The organism is Pirellulales bacterium, assembly GCA_019636335.1.
Lineage (GTDB): Bacteria > Planctomycetota > Planctomycetia > Pirellulales > JAEUIK01 > JAHBXR01.
Genome location: JAHBXR010000018.1, coordinates 127,886 through 146,873, shown reverse-complemented (window position 1 = coordinate 146,873; position 18,988 = coordinate 127,886). Strand labels below are relative to the sequence as shown.

The following is an 18,988-nucleotide window of genomic DNA, read 5'->3' as shown; positions in this document are numbered from 1 at the left end:
GACGACACGACGCAAGCACTCGGTCACAACGAGTAGTACCCCTTCGTAATGGGTAGCACCTCCCAATCTGCGTGAATCTGCGTCCATCTGTGGATCAATTCGTTTGGCATTTCGACTCAGTCCCAGGTATGGATCCGCAGATTTTCGCAGAGGCACGCAGAGAACGGACAGGATTGAGAGGATTCGAGACATCCAGCACGTAAGGTCAGGTACCCCGTACCTGACACTTGTTCGAGTTGGCCACGTCGAATGTTGTCAGGTACGCGTGTACCTGACCTACAAAATCTGGCAACACCGCTCCGGAAAATTAGCCGTGCCATCCACCCCTTCGCCCAGCGCCGGCACCCCGTTCCCCCTGTTCGGCGATCTCGCCGCGATTAGAATCGCATTTCGTCGGCGAACCGCGGCCCTGCTCGTGTGTCCTCGGCAGGTGTGCGTTGTACCGGCAGGCGGGACCGTTGGCTGAGAGTCTTCGGACATGATTGCGATCATCGACTACGGGATGGGCAACCTGCGGAGCGTGCAGAAGGGCTTCGAGCGCGTCGGCCATTCCGCCACCATCACGAACGATCCGCGGCAAGTCGCCCAGGCCGACAAGGTCATTCTGCCAGGCGTGGGAGCCTTCGGCGATGCCATCGCCGAGCTGCGCCGCCGCGACCTGGTCGTCGCAGTGCGCGATACGATCGAAGCGGGCAAGCCATTTCTTGGCATCTGCCTGGGTCTGCAGATGCTCTTCGAGGTGGGCTACGAAGATGGCCAGCACGAGGGGCTCGGCATCCTGCCGGGCGAAGTCGTCCGCTTTCAGGTTCCGCACGAGTTCAAAGTACCTCACATGGGCTGGAACCAACTACTGGTTCGCCGGTCTGCTCCCATCCTGGCTGGACTGCCCGAGCAGGCCTACGCCTATTTCGTCCACTCCTATCACGTCGTACCGCGCGATCGCAGCATGATCGCCACCGAGACCGACTACGCCGGCCTGTTCACGTCGATGATCTGGCGCGGCAACCTCTACGCCACGCAGTTCCACCCGGAAAAGAGCCAGGCAGACGGTCTGCAAATCCTGCGCAACTTTGCCGAGTTGAAGTAGTCGGCCCAGCGCACCGCTTGCACGGTCGCGGGCTTCTGGCGTACCCTTCATCGGCCGCCGCTGTGCAAGGGAGCGCTCGGCGCGCGATTGTCGAACCAGGTGAGCTGCCAAACCGCCATGCGTGTACTCTCCGGCATCCAGCCGACAGGTCGTCCCCACTGGGGCAACTACTTCGGCGCCATCCGCCAATACATCGAGCTGCAGAACGCCGACGAGGCCTACTACTTCATCGCCAATCTGCACGCGCTGACCACGGTGCGCGAGGCCGATGTCCTGGCTGGCTACTCCTTCGAGTTGGCGCTCGATCTGCTGGCGCTGGGCCTCGATCCCGATCGCGCGGTGCTCTTCCTGCAATCGGACGTGCCCGAGGTTTCCGAATTGTGCTGGTTGCTCATGACCGGCGCCCCGCTCGGTTTGCTCGAGCGTTGCCACGCCTACAAAGACAAGAAGGCCCGCGGCCTGCCCGCCGACGCCGGGCTGTTCACCTATCCCGTGCTGATGGCGGCCGACATCCTGGCCTACGACGCCGACACGGTACCCGTGGGCGAAGACCAAATTCAACACATCGAGGTCTGCCGCGATCTCGCTCAGAGCTTCAATCATCACTTCGGGCAGACCTTCACGATGCCCCAGGCGAAGATTCTCGAGGCCTCGGCCAAAGTGCCCGGCACCGACGGCGAGAAGATGTCGAAGAGCTACAACAACACGCTCGAGATGTTCGACGAGCCGAAGGCGCTGCGCAAGAAGATCATGCGCATTCAGACCGACTCGCGTCCCATGGAAGAGGCGAAGGAGCCCGAGGGAGATCATCTCTATCAGCTCTTCAGTCTCTTCGCCTCGGAAGAGGATCGCTCCGCAATGGCCGCCCTGTATCGTCGCGGCGGCTTCGGCTATGGCGACGTAAAAAAGGCGTTGGCCGATCAGGCCGATCAGTTCTTCGCAGAGCCGCGTGCCCGGCGTGCCGAGCTGGCAGCGCAGCCCCAACGGGTCTGGGAGATCCTGGGAGACGGTGCCGCTCGCGCGCGTCAGAAGGCCGGGGGCGTCTTGCGTCGCGCGAAGGATGCCTGCGGTCTGCGCAGCGGTTCTGCTTGATCGCCATGACGGAGCCTCCGGCCGAAAAGCGTGCGCGGCAACCGGGCAAGTTCTGGCCCTGGCTGGCCGGTTGCGCGTTGCACGCCGTGGCCGTGGCCTGGCTCGCCTGCTCGCTCGAACGGCACACGGCCCCCTTTCTCGTCTTCCCGCTCGCCGTCGGCCTGGCCCTGGGCGTGGGAGTCGTCGCCCTGGCGAAATGGTGCCAGATCGAGCGACGAAACGTCTTGCTCACTGGCGCTTTGATGGCCGCCACCATCACCGTCGTCGGGCAGCACTACTTCGCCTACTGGCACGCGCGCGAAACCCTGCAACAGGCCGCCGAGCGACGTGTCGAGGCCCTGGCGAAGTTTCCCGGACTGGCCACCCAAGTAACTTCCCGCGCGCCGGAAAGCTTTGTCGATTTTCTCGCTTCCGAGGCTCGGCGCGGCCGCGAGATGCCGGGAAGCACCGTCGCCATCGGCGTGGGGGTCTGGCTCAGTTGGTTGGTCGACGCTTTGCTCGTCGCCAGCGGCGCCGCGCTCCTCGTCTGGATCGCCTCGACAAACTCGCCCAGGCCGCTAGACGAACCGCCTCGCGAGAGATGACAATAGCCGTTTCCAACGATTGCCCCCTCTGGTGAGCGCCGCGACCATGTCGAAGATCTTGGGAATTGGCACCGATATCGTCGAGTGTCTGCGCATCGCACAGATGATCGAACGTCACGGCGAGCTCTTCTTGACCCGCGTCTATACGCCGCACGAGTTAAAATACTGCCAGAGCCGCAAGCAGTCGACGCAGCACTTTGCCGGCCGCTGGGCAGCGAAGGAAGCCATCCTGAAGGCAGTGGGCACCGGTTGGGTGCGCGGCATCGGCTGGCGCGACGTCGAGGTTCAAAACGAAGGGGGGGGCCGTCCCCTGGTATTGCTGCACGGCGGGGCGCTCGAGGCGAGTCAGCGCGCCGGCATTCGCGAGATCATGATCAGTATCTCGCACTGCCGCAGTCATGCCACAGCCTATGCCCTGGCGCTCGGACACGACTAAACGACGGATCTACAGATTTCGGAGACGACATGGCGGATACTTCGGCGGTGAGCGTGCGATCCTTTTCCGATCGGTTGGCGGACGGCATCCGCCAGAAGGGAACTCCCGTCCTCGTGGGGCTCGATCCGCGCGCCGAACAGCTTCCCGCCCCCCTGCTCGAAGACTGCCATCCGCAAGACGTCGAGTCGCTGGCCTACGCCTACTGCGAATTCTGCCGCGGCGTGATCGATGTGGTCGCACCCCATGTGGCGGTCGTCAAACCGCAAGCCGCCTTCTTCGAGCAACTCGGTCCCCCGGGCATGCAGGCCCTGGCCGAAGTAGTCTACTACGCGCGCCATTCCGGTCTGCTCGTCATTCTCGATGGCAAGCGCAACGACATCGGCAGCACGGCCGAGGCCTACGCCGATGCGTGGCTCAGCCCCCCTCCCGATCTGGCCGCGCTCGAGCATGCGGAGACGTGCGATGCCGAGGACCACGAGCACGAGCTCGACGCGATCGACTGGCGGGCCGATGCCCTGACGGTGAGCCCGTACTTGGGAGACGACAGCCTCGAGCCCTTCGTGCAGGCCGCGCGCGAGCGGGCCGCTGGCGTCTTTGTGCTGGTCAAGACTTCAAATCCCGGCGGCGCGACCTTCCAGGATTTGATCGCCGATGGCCGGCCGCTCTACCGCCACGTGGCGGCGCACGTCGAACGCATCGCCGCGGAAGCGGCCGGCGAGTGTGGCTATGGCTCTGTCGGCGCCGTCGTCGGCGCGACCTATCCCGAACAATTGGCCGAACTACGCGAGGCCATGCCCCACGCGTGGTTCCTGGTGCCTGGCTTCGGCGCGCAAGGTGGCACCGCGCGAGATACCGCCGCCGGCTTCGACGCGCACGGCTTGGGCGCGATCGTCAACAATTCGCGCGGCATTATCTTTGCGCATGCCAAGAAGCCCTACGCCGAGCGCTTCGGCGCCACACGCTGGCAAGAGGCGGTCGAAGCGGCCACGCTCGACATGATCGCACAACTTCGCGCCGAGACCTCCGCCTCAAAACTGGCGGCCGCGCGGTAGCCCTGTCAACCGTGGCTCGTCGACCTCCGCCCCTCGGCCGCGACTTGCGTGATTCGTGTCCCCACGGTTCGGCCAACCGAGGTCACTTCGCAGGCGGTTCGCGGGGCGTCAACAAGTTCGTTCGCAACCACTCGCTGATGGCCACTCCAGCAATCTCGTTCGCGCGGGCGTTCGGGTGCGCATCGACGGCACTCACATTCAACGGCTCCTCGGGATATCTGGCGAAGACCGCGCGCAGATCGAGCAGCGGAATTCCCTCGGCCGCCGCGAGCGCGACCACCTTGTCGTAAGCCGGCTCGAACGAGGTCCCTTCGATCTCCAGCATGAACGGAAATAGCACGATGGCGAGTTCGGCCCCGTGTTCGCGGCACACTTCGCGCAATCGCCCCACGCGATCCTGCTGTTGCGCCCAGAGCGGTCCTTCGTAGGCGGCCGCCAGATCGGGAAAGTAACGCAGCGAGTCGGGGTCGGTCGCCATGATCCAGCGGCAATGCCACATGTCGAGGGCGTAGCTTTCCCGCAACCCACCCAGCGACGCCACACGTTCTTTGACCGTGTTCCCCTGCCGCGGCAAGTCAGGAATCAAGTCGGACAAGTCATTCGCACAGTAGACCAGCACCACCAGATCCGTGCGGTAGCCCTGTGCAAACAACTCTTCGAGCAGGTCGGCCTGGTGCGCCGTGTCGAGACCGTTGATCGCCAGGCAATGCACTTCCACGTCGGGCGCGAGACTGCGTCGTACGCGATTGGCAAAACGATCGTTGACATCCGGCACGCCATGCCCGGCCGTGAACGAATCGCCGACGAACGACACGCGCCGCCTCCCAGCCGCCGGCTGCATGGCGTAATCGATATTGTCGCGAAATCCGCCGTTGTTCGACTGGTAGTGGCGTCGAAACCATTCTTGCGAGGCACGGCTGAGATCAGGACCTTCGGTCGTGTCGTAGATCCAGCGGTAGTAGCTCTCGGCCACGACGAACAGCGCCGCCAGCAGCATGACGAGCACCAGGGCATTGCCGAGCACGAGCCAGGCGCCGCTTACCCAACCTGTGCTGGCGCGAAAACGGCGCACGGCCACACGCAGCACGAGACAGGCGACGAGGGCCAACGCCAGGGGCAGGGCAAAGACAACGAACACGGCCACGCGCAGGTTCTCCCACGCGCCAGTTTAATTCGCCGGCGCGCTACACGACAGGCAAAACGGCACCGGCAGAAAGCTGCCGACGCCGTCAAGTGTTCCATCGCGAGCCGACCTGCTAGCCTTCGTCGCTGGCGCGGAGCCAGGGAGTGATCGACGGCTTGCTCTCGACGATCTCGCTCGGCTGGAAGTACAGGGCGATCTCGCGCTGCGCCGCTTCGGGGCCGTCCGAGGCATGCACCAGATTCATCTGGCGGCTCGAACTGAAATCGCCGCGAATCGTGCCCGCGGCCGCCTTCAAGCCGCTCGTGGCTCCCAGCATGTCACGCACGACGCGGATCACTTCCAGCCCCTCGAGCACGGCGGCAATGATCGGGCCCCCGGTGATGAACCCCTCGAGCGCCGGGTAGAACGGCTTCGTGACGTGCTCGGCATAGTGCTGCTTGGCCAACTCGGGCGTGACCTTCATCAGCTTCATCGCCACCACGTTCAACCCCTTATCCTCGAAGCGGGACAAGACCCGGCCCACGAGGCGGCGTTCCACACAGTCGGGCTTGAACAGAATCAGCGTTCGTTCCATGGCAATCGATCTCCTTGTCATTTCAATACTTGGAGCGGGAATTGTAGGCCACGCCCCGCCAAGGCTTCAAGGCGGGGGGAGCCGCGATTTGCTTGCTCCCACGCGACGCAGGACACTACGATTGAGTCCGTGGGCAGGGGTCCGTAAGCGAGGGGCGCGATCCGCAATTGTGCGATCTGACAAAGGGAGTTTTTTCTATGTCGATGAATCCCGCTGGCTTGTCGCGCAAGGGGCCAACGCCACTTGCTGCGGATCGTCGCTCGTTTCTCCAACAGGCGGCGGTGGGGGCCGTGGCGGCATCGGCCATCTCGATGCCCGCTGCTGCCGGTGCGAATGACCGCGTCGTGATGGGATTGATCGGCTGCGGCGGGCGCGGCACGCACGTGGCCAAACTGCTGGCCGAAAAGCCGGGCGTCGAATTCCGCTACGTCTGCGATCCCGACGAGGCCCGCCGCAAGCAGGCCGCCAGCGAGTTGGGTAGCTCGGGCATCCGGCAAGTGGGTGATCTGCGCCAGGTACTCGACGATAAAGACGTAATCGCGGTACTTGTGGCCACCCCCGATCACTGGCACGCCCCCGCCTCGATCCTGGCCTGCGACGCGGGCAAACACGTCTATTGCGAGAAGCCCTGCTCGCACAACATTCGCGAGGGGCGCTTGCTGGTCGAGGCCGCACGTCGCAACAACGTCCATGTGCAGCACGGCACCCAGGTCCGCAGCACGTCGATGATCGCCAGCGCCATCCAGCGGATGCGCGAGGGAGCGATCGGCCCGGTGCTCATGGCCAAGGTCTGGAACGTCCAGCGGCGCGGTCCCATCGGCCGCGCGCAGCCCAGCGCTCCGCCGGCCGGTTTCGACTATGACACCTGGATCGGGCCCGCACCGTTCGTCGACTTTCAGGCCAACCGTCACCACGGCTCGTGGAAGTGGTGGTACGACTTCGGCACCGGCGACATGGGCAACGACGGCGTCCACGACATCGACTACGGTCGCTGGGGGCTCGGCGTGACAACGCATCCCTCGCGCGTCTCGGCCATCGGCGGACGCTTCCTCATCGACGACGATCAACAATTTCCCGATACGCAACAGGTGGCCTTCGAGTACGAAGGGCACGACGGCGCGGGGGATCGCAAAATACTCGTCTACGAACAACGACTCTGGTCCACCAACTATCCGCACAACACCGACAGCGGCGTCGAATTCTATGGCCCCGGCGGGCAGATGTTCATCAGCCGCCGCGGCAAGGTCGAATTGCTCGACGAGAAGAATCGCCGCGTCGACCTCGGGCTGGAAAGCGAACCGCAGAACGAAGTCCGCCACACGTTGAACTTCGTCGAGTCGATTCGCGGCAAGGAGAAACTCAACGCCGAAATCGAAATCGGCCACCTCTCGACCACGCTCTGCCATCTGGGCAACATCGCGACGCGACTAGAACGATCGCTGCGCTTCGATCCGCAAGCAGAGCGGTTTCTCTCGCACGACGGACAAAGCGAAGACGCCGAGGCCAACGCCCTCGTCGGTCGCCACTACCGCAGCCACTGGGGTACGCCGGTGGGGTAGCTCTTATTTGCTTCACAACATGTCGCGCAGTTCGATTTCGCGTGGAACATCGCTGCACGAGCCTCGAAAGAGATTCGGCGATATCGACGTGGACGAAATTCCTTTGCAACACGAAGGGGGTATTTCCTACAATCCGGGGGGACAGGATTTCATCGGCCGAAAGCGAGCATGGGGGACGCCGCCGGGCCTCCTCTTTCGTGGCCCGGCTGTACTTGCCGCAATATTGGCGAGCCGTAGTTGCGTTGCGCAGACGAAGGATGGGGGGGAATCATCGTGTTCTCGTTTTCCGCGCGTTGCTCGACCTGGAAAAACCACCGCAAACGATCCTTGCGAACGAGTTTTGCCAGCTCGGCAATTGGTCAGTCGGCGTATGCGGTCGAGCCTCTCGAAGGTCGGCTACTGCTTACAATAACGTGGCCATCGATCGCCGGTGGTTCGCACATCGTCGCGAGTGCCTCATCGCAAGCCGCGACGCCTACACCGACACTCGCCTTTGGCGATCTGGATGGCGACGGCGATGTCGACATGGTTACTGCCGCAGATGATCTACAAGGCAAACTGGCCTGGTACGCCAACGACGGATCGGGGCTGTTTCCTGCCGTACCGAATCAATATCTTTCGCCCCTTCCGTCGAACACGAGTCAAGTCACGGGCAATTCTGTCTCGATTGGCGATCTGGATGGTGACGGCGATCTAGATATCGTGGCCGCTTTCTCCGACTTGAATCGGATCTCCTGGTTCGAGAACGACGGAGCAGGAAACTTCTCTCCAGAAAAATTCATCAACAAATTCTCGATCCCTGGCAACCCCAACTCCACCTCCGACTTGAGATTGATCGGCAACAGCTTCCTGGTCGATCTCGATGGCGATCTGGATCTCGACGTGGCCTGCCATACCGGAACGACGTCGAGTGCGCTGCTCTCGCGAGTGGTGTGGTACAAGAATGACGGTCAGGGAAATTTTGGAAATCAGCTTCTGACGTTCAACATCTCAAGTTCCGCGCTACAGATTCACTTCGCGAATGTAGAATTCGTCGACCTCGATCATGACGGCGATCTCGATATCACTTACACGGGCTCCGTCGCCTATACCATGTTCTGGCGGCGCAATAATGGCACGGGCGTCTTCGGTTCGGAATTGACTGTATTCAATGGCTCCAGCGCTTCCTTGGAGCGGCAGTTCGCCGATCTCGACGGAGACGGCGATCTCGACCTGTTGACGGCCGACGCGATAGAGAGCTACTTCTACGTGGGTATGCAACTGCACTACACGTATCGCCCACGCATTCGCTGGTTGAGTAACAACGGAACCGGCACGTTCAGCGAAGCAGGCGTCTTTTGGGAGCGGCCAAATTTCATCGAAAACGACAATACCAGCAAGTATCCTCTGGCCTACGCCGCCGACTTCGACAACGACGACGAGCTTGAAGTTGCGGTAGTCCACGACGCATCAACCTTAGACATCGACTTTTTCGAGCTCGTGGGTGGGACGATCCAAGCGAATGCTTCGCTTGATCCCCAAGTCGCCTCTCTCGCCTACGCACAGGCTGATCTGGATGATGACGGCGATCGTGACTGGGTAAGCCGGACGTCGCCAGCGGAGCTCACCTCTTATCTCAATGACGGCACGAACCATTTCGAGGAGCTTCAAGTCCTGACCGGCCTTAGTCAATCGGCGCTGGGAGCAATGGCCACCGGCGATCTCGACGGTGACGGTCGGGACGAAATCGTTGCCGCCTACAACGGGACGGGGGGCCTCGCCTGGTACCGAAACACAGGCGCCGACCGATTCGAACGCCATCTCCTCAGTTCAGCCGCATTATCGTCGTTAGCAGGGCCAGTCCTCGCGGATCTCGATGGCGACGACGATCTCGACGTTCTGGTCGTCGGCCAGGACGAATCGATTTCCTGGTTCGAGAATCTCGGCAACCACCAGTTCGCCGCCGCGGCGGTCTTGCTTCCCGCCGGCAGCAGAATCCAGCGCGTCGTGAGTGGCGATATCGATCAAGATGGCGACGACGACTTGGTCATCGCCTTCAGGAATCCCACTGGCAACGGTGGTTGGTTCTCCTGGTTCGAGAACCTGGGCGATGCCACCTTCAGCGAGGAGCGTGTCCTCCTCACTGGTGTATCTGACCCGCGCTCCGCGATCATCGCCGACTTGAATGGCGATCAGCATAATGACATTGCCATCACGGCGCTCTCCAGTGATACGTTTCGCTGGTTTCCGAACAACGGCTCCAATGCTTTCAGCACATCGATCGAAATCGACCAGCCCGCCGATGCGAATGGTGTCAGCGGACTCGATGCAGGCGATATCGACAACGATGGCGACATCGATCTCATTGCCGCAGTCACTAGTGACAACGATATCGCCTGGTGGCGTAACAACGGGACGGGCGTGTTCACAAAAGTTGTAATAAACACCAATTACACCAACGGAATTAGCGTCGTACTTGCCGACTACGATCTGGACGGCGACCTAGACGTGCTCACCGACAGTTCCTCGTTGAACGGCTACTGGTATGAGAATCAAGGCGCCACGTGGGTCGAAGTTCGCCCGCCTTACTCGGTCGAATTAAATAGTCTCGGCGATTTCGACGGCGATGGTGATCTCGACATTCTGACCACGACAGCGGACTGGATCTATTGGCGCGAGAACCTGTCGGTTGGATTCAAGATCACCATGCCGAGCACGTCGAATGAAGACGATACGATCGTGCTCGACGTCTCTTCGAGCACGTCGGCGATCAGCGCGATCGCGTGGGATCTGGACAACGACGGCCAATACGACGATGCCACGGGTGCGATCGTCAACTTTGCCCCGGGCGACAACGGTACCTATCCGATCGGCCTGCGCATCACACACACCAGTGGCGCGATCACCTATGGGTTCCGGCAAGTAACGCTGGAAAACGTTGCCCCCGAGGCAACGATCGCTAGTGACTCGCTCAGCGAGATTCTTAACCTGCTGGATTTTACCCTGACCGCCACGGATGTTTCGTCGATCGATCAAGCTGCCGACTTCACGTTCGAAATCGACTGGGATGGCAACGGCACGATCGACGAAACGATCGTGGGCCCCAGTGGTACGATCGTCAGCCACTTATTTGCCACGGCCGGCTCAAGAAAAATTCGCGTGCGTGCGACCGACAAGGATGGCGGTACGAGCGAGATTTCAACTCACACCATTCATGTCTATCACCTGGACAAAGTCGGCACGGATGTCGTATTCGAAGGAACGGATGCCAACGACACCGTCGAATTCCACCAGACAGCATCCGACACGGTCGAGGTGCGCGTGCTGCAGTTGGCCGGCGCGCCGGCCAGCATGATCGAAACTTTTAGCGGTATCACCGGGCGCGCCATCGCCAAGGGGAACGGCGGCAACGACGTGCTGAATGCCGCGGCGCTCAGTACGATTCCCGCCACGCTCGAAGGTGGCCGCCACCACGACACGATCATCGGGGGAGACGCGGCAGACATCCTCCACGGCGAATTCGTGGGAGCCCAGGGCGACGGCGCTGAAGGAAACGACTTGATCTTCGGCGGAGCCGGCGATGACACGATCACCGGCGACGGCGCCGAAGGGGGCAAGGACACCATCTACGGCGGCGCCGGGAACGACTACATCACCGGCGACGGTGGCGATGGCCTCGAAGGACGCGCCGATTCCATCCTCGGCGAGGACGGCGACGATACCATCTTCGGCAACCACGGCCACGACCGCCTCGACGGTGGAAGCGACAACGACGTCATCAGCGGCGGCGATGGAGCCGAATCGCAAGATCTCATCACGGGCGGCGCCGGCGACGACCTACTCTCTGGAGGCGTCGGTCGAGATCTGCTCATCGGCGGCCTGGGCAGTGACACCCTGCAGGGCGGGGTCGGCGAAGATCTCCTCGTGGCCGATGCCACCCCCTTCGACGCCAACGGCGCCGCGCTGCTCGCGCTGCAAAAAGAATGGACCTCCGAACATCTTTACGAAGAGCGCATCGCTCATCTTAGTGGATTGCCTGGCGGCAAAAACGGCAGTACTTACCTGGTGCCCGGCGCCACCCTCTTCGACGACGAATCGAACGACCTGCTCAGCGGCGGAACTGATCTCGACTGGTTCCTCTACAACTTGATGCAAGACATCCTCGACGATCACGAATCGCCTGAAGTCGAAACCAGCACGTTCGGCCCCTAGCAGCCCTTGGGAAGAATGTCCTCGTGGCATTCTTCCCCCTCGCCAGGTTCGCAGCCAAGCTGCTCACGGCTCCCAAAACCACGACTTGCGGCGCGATTTTGGGATCGCATCCCACGATCCGCACAGGCCGAGGAATACTTCTCCCGCCTGCTAAATGCGCCAGGATCTGCCGGCGGACAGCAAGCGAGCGGCTCGGCTTATCCCCCAATCACCTTGCCGACATGCGGTCCGCACCGCGCTCCACCGTTGCCTGGACCGCCGCCGGGCGTGTAGACAGCGACGGTGCTCGCATCCATAATGGCACGCAGTTTCAGAGACGGTTGGTCTCATTCGCAAGGGGCAGTTCATGCTCGGCAGATCCTTCGGCGTGGGCCATTCCCGTGTCGCCAGCGGACATCGATCGCGTCGTCGATCGCGCATCCCCCATGACACGATGACTCCAGCATTCGAGCCGCTGGAAGCGCGGCAATTGCTGGCGGTCGATGTTCTCCAGTTGGGGCCGGACGGGCCTCGCCTCGAATTGGCCGTCGAGGACGATCCCCTGCGCGAGGGCGCGGTCAACATCACCATCCACCGCACGGACAGTCTGAAGGTACCTCTGCGGCTGGAACTAAAGAACACGCCGCAGGGACTCGGCCTGCGCACCGATACGACCTTGCCCTTCAATGCCGACCTCGACCAACAGACCGCTGGCCTTCAGGCCTATGGGCAGATCTCCACGATCACCTTCGTCGGCGGCGTGGGAGACGACACGCTCCTGCTCGACGAATCGGCCCTCGCGTTGGCCAGGGCGTTCCAAATCGACGGAGGCGGCGGCCACGATCGTCTCGAGCACCGGCGCGATGTCAGTTCCGGACAAGGTTCCAATCTGATCGATCTGAATTTAGGCGCTGGCCGGATCGAGTTTATTTCCGACTCTTCCTCGATCGCCCGCCAAGTGCGTACCGCGCAATTCTCCGGCTTCGAAGATGTCGCGTTCTATAGCAGCGTCTCCTCGGGCACGCTCGTCGTTCGGACCGGTAGTGGGCACGCGGATCGTGTCACCTGGCAACCCGGACGTTTCGATGTGCAGCTTGGACCGGTGCCCGAGTCGGCGCCGCAAACCAGGATTACCTACACCGAGCTCAAGGACGTCTGGCTGATGACCGCCGGCGGCGCCGACACCGTGACGCTCAACGATCTCGGTTTTGCCCATCATTCCGAAAACGTGCGTCGGGGATTGGTGCGAGGGCATTTGCATGTCGCCACCCAAGACGAAAGCGACACGATCGTGTGGAATCTCTTGGGCGATCGCTCGCAGGGCAATATTTCGCTCCATGCCGGCGACGGCGCGCAGAACCGGCTCGAAGTCCGCTCCTTCCGCGGCCAGAGCGAAGAGTACTTCCTCGAGCCGGGTTCGTTTGGCTACCGCGACCGATTCCGACAAGCCGGCGGCGTCGCGGGCGCCGGCGGTTCGCTCGGCATCCTTACCACCGATCCCTGGATCATCGCCGAGATCTATGGTGGCAAGCAGCTTCATCAGTACCACGATTTTCAGCAACTCTATCTGGCCACGGGTGGCGGCGACGACACCATCGTGGTCGACGAGCGCGTGGCCGCCCAGCCATTATTGAATTTCAACAGCCAACCAGGCCACTTACCACGCGACGTCACGATCGATGCACAAGACGACAACGACGCCATCGAAGTGAACGTCGTGGCCAAATATCCCGCGTCGCGCTACCAAATCGATGGCGGAGCCGGCACGAACGGACTGACCCAATTCGTGCGCCGGCCAAGGATCGATTTGTCGCAGACGCAGGATGAGAACTTCATGTCGAGTGTTTTTGTGAGCCTGCGCGGAAATGAAATCGGCACGGATTACTTCAGCTGGGACCGCCGAACGACGGGACCGCCCGCAATCCCAAGCGACGATTCTACTCGCGACGCAACAACCCTGTTCCAGCAAATCACGGGTGTCACGATCGTCACGCTCGAGCAGGGGAATATCGAACTAGACGCCGCCAGCACACCAGCGACGACAAAGAACATTCAATGGCTCGTGCGCAGCGACTACGTTATGGCGCGTCTAAGCTTGGGTGGCAATGCCATGGACAAGGCGGTGCGTGTTGATGCGACCGGACACGCGCCGATGTGGCTCATTGTGACGTCGCAGAACGGCGACGAGACGGTACGAGTCATCGACAATGTGGCGACATTCTTGAACAGCGCGGCGAACAAATCCTCGCTGGAATTCATCAATATAGGCCAACTTGAAATCGAGACAGGCCAGGGCGACGATCACGTCATTGTTGAACAATCTGCGAAGGGAGAATTCCCTGGCGGATTGCTTCTTTCAACTGGGTCTGGCGACGATTCAATTGACTACATACTCACACAGCCCACTGCGCTACGCACCAAACTGGCGGTCCATGGCGGACCAGGGGCGCAGGACATCTTCACTTTTCGCGATGCGCCAGGAAACAATCTCGATATCCGAGTCGATACAGGTTTCTATAGCCCATCGATTGATATCGCCGCGGACGAGGTCGAGTACCTGCGATTCTTTGGCGGTGACGGCGATGATCAATTTCAAAATGGTACCGGTATTCCCTCGCTGCTCGACGGCGGCGCCGGAAATGACACCCTCTTCGGCGGATTTGCGGCAGACGTTCTTTACGGCGGGGACGGCATCGATCAACTATGGGGTAGAGATGGCCGCGATGCCTTCTATCCAGACTATAACGCCACAGGACTTCTCTTCGCGCTCTCGGGCGATTTTGTCTATGGGGGCAAAGGGGACGATCTCATCATAACGAGAGCCATCGACCAGATCGTCGACGAAGATGGCGTCAACCAGATCCAGGACTTTGTGCCCCTGGGAGCTTTCGACGGCACCGGTGGAACACTCGCCGATTGCATGTGCTTGCTGGATCACGGCCTGGCGCTCGATTCCCAGGGGCGAATAGCTTCATCAATGCGAGGCGTCATGAGCGGCGTGACAACGATCACAGCCGCGCAACCAGATGCGATAACGATTCCCACATTGACGTACACACCAAGCGTTGATTCGAGCAACAGCAAGACCGATCTCGAACCCAGCGGCTGAAACGCCCGCAAAGGCTAATGCTATCGCCCTAAGGCGCAGCTTGCACCATCCCGCGCTTCTCGTGCAGAAACTTCAAATGATGCTCGAGATGCTCCGTGTGCGTCTCGAGCTGTTCGGCCAGCGTGACGGGGCCGCGCTCGCTGTGGATGCCCACGCGGGCAAAATCGTCGTCGGTCAAACGTTCCAGCACCGCCGCCAGCATCAACCGGTTCAGCCGGAATAGTTCCGCGGCCTGGTGGGCGTCCTGCTCCTGATAGTGCAGGCGCCGCGCGAAGGCGCTCTCGTCAAAGGCGACCAGTGTCGGTCGCTCCTCGGCGATCGTGCGCTTCATCCGCTCCGCGCCGATCTGGTCGCTATCGGCCATGTGGAGCACGATCTCTTGAATGCTCCACGTGCCCGGCACCGGATGAGCCAGCAGTCGTTCGTGCGACAATCCGGCGATCCCACTGGCGAGTGCTTCGGCCCCCTCGCGATAGCGCGCGATCAGCGTGCGGTCCATGCGGTCTCCTCCTGTTCGATCTGGCTCGTCGAGGTGGCTTCGGCCCCTTCTCCTGCGACGGGCACGTGCTGCCATCGCGCGCCGAGCATGACGCAATTGATGCCCGAGCCGATACCGAACAATCCCACCTGATCGCCCGGCGCCAGCAAGCCGCGCTGGGCGGAAATCGCCGTCGTCACCGGCAACGCCGCGGAGCCCGTGTTGCCGAGATACTCGTAACTGGTGAAATCGGTTTCCGGCGGCAGATCGAGCGTGGCCAGCAGCAGCTTGCGCTGTGCCGAGCCGACCTGATGGCATACGGTCTTGTCGAGCTCCTCGCGCTGCCAGCCCAGCTCGCGCTGGAACTGCTCGAAAGCCGCTTCGGCCACGTCCACGCCGGCGTTCATGAGCGCTTCGGAGTCCGTTTCCATGAGCGGGCTCATCTGTCCCGCCACGGCTTCGTCACCGCCGCTGCTGTGACACAGTCCCACGTGCTTCGTCTCGGCCCGCGCGATGCCCCCCACCAAGTGCGCGCCGGTGCGGCTGGCGTCGCGATGCGAGAGTACCACCGCCACGCTGGCCGAACCGATCGTGAGCGAGGCGATCGCGGTCTTAACCGTGCTGCGTGTCAGAGTCTGACTTGCGTTGAGCGTGGCGATGGTCGTCTCGACCAGCTCGCGGCTCCCTTCGCTGGCCACGACGAGCCCCGCGCGGATTTGCCCCAATTCGATCATGTTCGCCACCAGCAGCATGCCGTTGAGCACGCCGAGACAGGCGTTCGAGAGATCGAACACCTGGCATTCGGCGGGCAACTTCAGACGCTCGTGTACGACGCAGGCCGTGGCCGGCTCGAGAAAATCGCGGCACACCGAGGCGTGTACGAGCGCACCGATCTCCGTGCGATCGATTTGCGCCGCGCGGATGGCCCGCTCGGCGCTGCGCACGCTGTTTTCGCTGGGGAGCGTGCCGGGCGTCCAGAAGCGCCGCTCGCGAATGCCGGTCATCAATTCGAGCCGCCCCTCGGGCAAGCGCAGCCGCTCGTAAAGCGGGGCCAGCCGAGCCTCGAGCTGGGCCGACGTGACGATTTCCTCGGGCAGGGTATAGCCAAACGCTTCCAGGCAGACGTGTTCGTATTTCATGCCATCGAGCATACCGGTCGGCGCAGGGAGCGTAAAGCAGCCGACAGCTTCCGCAATCGCCAGAACCCATTGCCACCGCACAACTTGCCAAGCGGCAGCCAGGTAAATGACTGGCCCATTTCGAGCGTCAGCCACGCTTGACGTGTACGGCATTCGTGCCGATTTGAAAATGTATTTGGTGCTTGCGCTGCGCTGCTCGCGCGCGTGATATGGGGGTCTGGCTCGGCGGAGACGCAAAATCATGTGCCCCGGTTGTGCCGTCGCGGAGCGGGGGTAGATTCGGCCCCGGCTCGCGAGCAAGTCTGCGGACTGGCTGGCAAGCCGGAACAGAAGAGAGGCAAGGTAAAGAGCGACACGACACGGAACTTTGCCCGGTTCGCGCCATGGAAGGCAGCGACAAAACCTCGCCCCGCCACACCGCAGGGATGCCCCGCCCCACGCTCGGCACGCTGGCCTCTTGGCCGGCCGTTTGCCGCCCGTCTCGCCGGACCACGCATCGCGCTGCGCTCGCCAGGCCACGGTTCGCTTCCCACCGTCCGAATCGCGATACCAGAGCAGATCGTGTAGCCCAGCAAAACCAGTGGGGTCATTCGTGCTGACACAGGAAGTGTCGAAAGGAGCGAGCCATGAAGCGCAAACCTCTGATCGGTCTGAATGCCGATTACCGCAGTGCCAAGAAGGATTCTCCCGCCTTTAGCTTCGTCCAGGCGGGCTACTACGATTCGATCGCCCGCGCCGGGGGCGTGCCGGTCGTCCTGCCGCCGCTCGAGGAAGAAGAGGACCTCTCGCAAGTGCTCGACGCCGTCGACGGCTTCGTGCTGGTGGGTGGTGCCGACCTCGATCCGCGCCACGACGGCTTCATGGTCCATCCCTCGATGCGCCTGCTCGATGGCCGCCGCGAGAAGTTCGATCGGCTGCTGGTCCGCGAAATCGCCCAGCGCCACATGCCCGTGCTTGCCATCGGCGCCGGGATGCAACTGCTCAATGTCGCCCAAGGGGGCAACCTGTTCCTGCACGTGCCCGAGGATATGCCCAAGGCGCTACCCCACCTCGACCCGATCGACCCGGCCCATCGCCATGCCCTGGAAGTCGTGCCCGGCTCGCTCATGGAGCGCATCTACGGCGAAGGCGAGCTGCGCGTGAACAGCTACCACCACATGGCGATCGACATGGTGGCCCCGGGCTTCCGCGTCACCGCGACCTGCCCCGATGGCGTGATCGAGGCGATCGAGAGCGACATCCCCGACTGGTTCGCCGTGGGCACGCAGTTCCACCCCGAGAGCGAATCGGCCACTGCGCTCGACCTGCGCATCTTCGAGGAGTTCATCGAGGCGATCGGTATCGGCACGCCCATGATGCGCCTCGTCGCCTAACCGCGTTGAGGGATACACAAGGCCGTCGGTCTCGGGCTCCTGGCCCAGTGGAGCCACCGACGACGGTCAATGGTCGACGCCGTCGGCCGTGGTTTCGAGTTCCCGCAACCGAGACCGCGGCTGACGCGTCGACGGATTTTGCTGTTCCCCACTGGCGCAACCTGCCAGGACTGCTCCGGTTTAAAGTGAAGTGGAACCAGCACCTGGGATCGTTTAATTTGCCATGTTGTGGCCGCGCGTGCTAAGCTACGCGCCATGCCAGACACGAACGCACTTCGTCGATCGAGCGAACACTGCATCTTAGCCGGTGTCTGCGGCGGTATTGCCGACTGGCTCGGTTGGAGCCCCACCGCGGTGCGGATTCTCTATGTGCTGATCTCGGTCATGTCGGCCGCCTTTCCCGGCATGCTCGCCTACATCCTGCTCTACCTGGTCATGCCAGGTCCGGAATAATCGCACTCCCGCCGCCGAGCGTTTGCACTAACGCGCGAGCGGCGCGCCGAGCACTTCCAAGAAGGCCCGCATCATCGCCGGATGCGCGGGCCATGCGGCGGCCGTCACCAGGTTGCCGTCGGTATGCGCGTCGGTGAACCCTTCGCCCGGCTTCACCCATTGGCAGCCGCATTGCACGAGATCGGGTTCGAGGGCCGGATAAGCCATGGCCCGGCGACCCTTCAAGATGCCTGCCGCCGCCAACACCTGCGGGCCATGACAGTGCGAAGCGATCGCCTTGCGCGCGTCGCCGAAGTGCCGCACGATCTCGAGCACCCGGGGATCGAGCCGCAGATATTCCGGCGCCCTTCCCCCCGGCACGATCAGCCCGTCGTACTGCTCGGGGCGCACCTCGTCGAAGTTCGCGGTCACGACAAAGTTATGACCGCGTTTCTCCGAGTAGGTCTGGTCTCCCTCAAAATCATGAATGGCCGTCTTCACCGACTCGCCCGATCGCTTGCCCGGACAGACCACGTCGACCGAGTGCCCCGCCGCCAACAACAACTGATACGGCACCATCGCCTCATAGTCCTCGACGTAGTCCCCCACGAGCATCAGGATCTTCTTGCCGGGCATGATGTTGTCTCAACGCATACGGGAGAAAAGCGGTAGTTGGACAGAATCGGGATGTGAGTTTAACAAATCGCGCCGCCGACAGTCACCCTCCGGAAGCTGCGCAAAATAGGTCGAGATTCGCAA

Annotated in this window: 15 protein-coding genes; 10 read left to right on the top strand and 5 right to left on the bottom strand. The window is 62.2% G+C overall.

From position 1 onward, the window contains the following. Window positions 1-478 precede the first annotated feature (478 nt). The 5 genes from hisH to pyrF all read left to right on the top strand — a co-directional run bounded on the left by hisH (window position 479) and on the right by pyrF (window position 4,251). Window positions 479-1,087, top strand: coding sequence for an imidazole glycerol phosphate synthase subunit HisH (gene hisH, locus KF708_17520; GenBank protein ID MBX3414490.1), 609 nt, complete (start codon window positions 479-481; stop codon window positions 1,085-1,087). Between the two features lie 117 nt (window positions 1,088-1,204). Continuing rightward, window positions 1,205-2,179 carry a tryptophan--tRNA ligase gene (trpS, locus tag KF708_17515; GenBank protein ID MBX3414489.1) on the top strand — a complete coding sequence of 325 codons (975 nt, stop codon included), beginning with the start codon at window positions 1,205-1,207 and terminating at the stop codon, window positions 2,177-2,179. Window positions 2,180-2,184: 5 nt separating this feature from the next. Beyond that, complete coding sequence (locus KF708_17510) at window positions 2,185-2,763, top strand: hypothetical protein (protein MBX3414488.1); 579 nt, start codon at window positions 2,185-2,187, stop codon at window positions 2,761-2,763. Between the two features lie 46 nt (window positions 2,764-2,809). Continuing rightward, window positions 2,810-3,199 carry a holo-ACP synthase gene (gene acpS, locus KF708_17505; protein MBX3414487.1) on the top strand — a complete coding sequence of 130 codons (390 nt, stop codon included), beginning with the start codon at window positions 2,810-2,812 and terminating at the stop codon, window positions 3,197-3,199. 29 nt (window positions 3,200-3,228) lie between these two features. Continuing rightward, complete coding sequence (gene pyrF, locus KF708_17500) at window positions 3,229-4,251, top strand: orotidine-5'-phosphate decarboxylase (protein ID MBX3414486.1); 1,023 nt, start codon at window positions 3,229-3,231, stop codon at window positions 4,249-4,251. An 82-nt stretch (window positions 4,252-4,333) separates the two neighbouring features. On the opposite strand, the gene KF708_17495 is transcribed toward pyrF, so the two are convergent. Both KF708_17495 and ndk read right to left on the bottom strand, forming a co-directional pair. Next, window positions 4,334-5,395: an SGNH/GDSL hydrolase family protein gene (locus KF708_17495; protein ID MBX3414485.1), complete on the bottom strand. Its 1,062-nt coding sequence runs from the start codon at window positions 5,393-5,395 to the stop codon at window positions 4,334-4,336. Window positions 5,396-5,507: 112 nt separating this feature from the next. Further along, window positions 5,508-5,969: a nucleoside-diphosphate kinase gene (ndk, locus tag KF708_17490; GenBank protein ID MBX3414484.1), complete on the bottom strand. Its 462-nt coding sequence runs from the start codon at window positions 5,967-5,969 to the stop codon at window positions 5,508-5,510. A gap of 197 nt (window positions 5,970-6,166) precedes the next feature. Here ndk and KF708_17485 point away from each other — a divergent pair, with 197 nt between their 5' ends. From KF708_17485 to KF708_17475, 3 genes are all read left to right on the top strand, one after another. After that, entirely contained in the window at window positions 6,167-7,528 is a 1,362-nt protein-coding gene (locus tag KF708_17485) for a Gfo/Idh/MocA family oxidoreductase (protein MBX3414483.1), read from the top strand. A 525-nt stretch (window positions 7,529-8,053) separates the two neighbouring features. Beyond that, window positions 8,054-11,719 carry a VCBS repeat-containing protein gene (locus KF708_17480; protein ID MBX3414482.1) on the top strand — a complete coding sequence of 1,222 codons (3,666 nt, stop codon included), beginning with the start codon at window positions 8,054-8,056 and terminating at the stop codon, window positions 11,717-11,719. 346 nt (window positions 11,720-12,065) lie between these two features. Continuing rightward, window positions 12,066-14,807: a hypothetical protein gene (locus KF708_17475; protein ID MBX3414481.1), complete on the top strand. Its 2,742-nt coding sequence runs from the start codon at window positions 12,066-12,068 to the stop codon at window positions 14,805-14,807. A 28-nt stretch (window positions 14,808-14,835) separates the two neighbouring features. Here KF708_17475 and KF708_17470 read toward each other — a convergent pair whose 3' ends face one another. Together KF708_17470 and KF708_17465 are read right to left on the bottom strand one after the other, a co-directional pair. Beyond that, window positions 14,836-15,306 carry a DinB family protein gene (locus KF708_17470; protein MBX3414480.1) on the bottom strand — a complete coding sequence of 157 codons (471 nt, stop codon included), beginning with the start codon at window positions 15,304-15,306 and terminating at the stop codon, window positions 14,836-14,838. Then, entirely contained in the window at window positions 15,291-16,424 is a 1,134-nt protein-coding gene (locus KF708_17465; GenBank protein MBX3414479.1) for a 3-oxoacyl-ACP synthase III, read from the bottom strand. The genes KF708_17470 and KF708_17465 overlap by 16 nt, the downstream gene beginning before the upstream one ends. A gap of 626 nt (window positions 16,425-17,050) precedes the next feature. On the opposite strand from KF708_17465, the gene KF708_17460 reads away from it, so the two are divergent. Then, window positions 17,051-17,797, top strand: coding sequence for a gamma-glutamyl-gamma-aminobutyrate hydrolase family protein (locus KF708_17460; GenBank protein MBX3414478.1), 747 nt, complete (start codon window positions 17,051-17,053; stop codon window positions 17,795-17,797). 255 nt (window positions 17,798-18,052) lie between these two features. Next, complete coding sequence (locus KF708_17455; GenBank protein ID MBX3414477.1) at window positions 18,053-18,250, top strand: PspC domain-containing protein; 198 nt, start codon at window positions 18,053-18,055, stop codon at window positions 18,248-18,250. A 27-nt stretch (window positions 18,251-18,277) separates the two neighbouring features. On the opposite strand, the gene KF708_17450 is transcribed toward KF708_17455, so the two are convergent. Further along, complete coding sequence (locus KF708_17450) at window positions 18,278-18,865, bottom strand: DJ-1/PfpI family protein (protein MBX3414476.1); 588 nt, start codon at window positions 18,863-18,865, stop codon at window positions 18,278-18,280. Window positions 18,866-18,988 lie beyond the last annotated feature (123 nt).

Coding starts and splice junctions, on each gene's coding strand:
- hisH (MBX3414490.1), top strand. CDS start 479: ATGATTGCGATCATCGACTACGGGATGGGCAACCTGCGGAGCGTGCAG.
- trpS (MBX3414489.1), top strand. CDS start 1,205: ATGCGTGTACTCTCCGGCATCCAGCCGACAGGTCGTCCCCACTGGGGC.
- KF708_17510 (MBX3414488.1), top strand. CDS start 2,185: ATGACGGAGCCTCCGGCCGAAAAGCGTGCGCGGCAACCGGGCAAGTTC.
- acpS (MBX3414487.1), top strand. CDS start 2,810: ATGTCGAAGATCTTGGGAATTGGCACCGATATCGTCGAGTGTCTGCGC.
- pyrF (MBX3414486.1), top strand. CDS start 3,229: ATGGCGGATACTTCGGCGGTGAGCGTGCGATCCTTTTCCGATCGGTTG.
- ndk (MBX3414484.1), bottom strand. CDS start 5,969: ATGGAACGAACGCTGATTCTGTTCAAGCCCGACTGTGTGGAACGCCGC.
- KF708_17485 (MBX3414483.1), top strand. CDS start 6,167: ATGTCGATGAATCCCGCTGGCTTGTCGCGCAAGGGGCCAACGCCACTT.
- KF708_17480 (MBX3414482.1), top strand. CDS start 8,054: ATGGTTACTGCCGCAGATGATCTACAAGGCAAACTGGCCTGGTACGCC.
- KF708_17475 (MBX3414481.1), top strand. CDS start 12,066: ATGCTCGGCAGATCCTTCGGCGTGGGCCATTCCCGTGTCGCCAGCGGA.
- KF708_17470 (MBX3414480.1), bottom strand. CDS start 15,306: ATGGACCGCACGCTGATCGCGCGCTATCGCGAGGGGGCCGAAGCACTC.
- KF708_17465 (MBX3414479.1), bottom strand. CDS start 16,424: ATGAAATACGAACACGTCTGCCTGGAAGCGTTTGGCTATACCCTGCCC.
- KF708_17460 (MBX3414478.1), top strand. CDS start 17,051: ATGAAGCGCAAACCTCTGATCGGTCTGAATGCCGATTACCGCAGTGCC.
- KF708_17455 (MBX3414477.1), top strand. CDS start 18,053: ATGCCAGACACGAACGCACTTCGTCGATCGAGCGAACACTGCATCTTA.
- KF708_17450 (MBX3414476.1), bottom strand. CDS start 18,865: ATGCCCGGCAAGAAGATCCTGATGCTCGTGGGGGACTACGTCGAGGAC.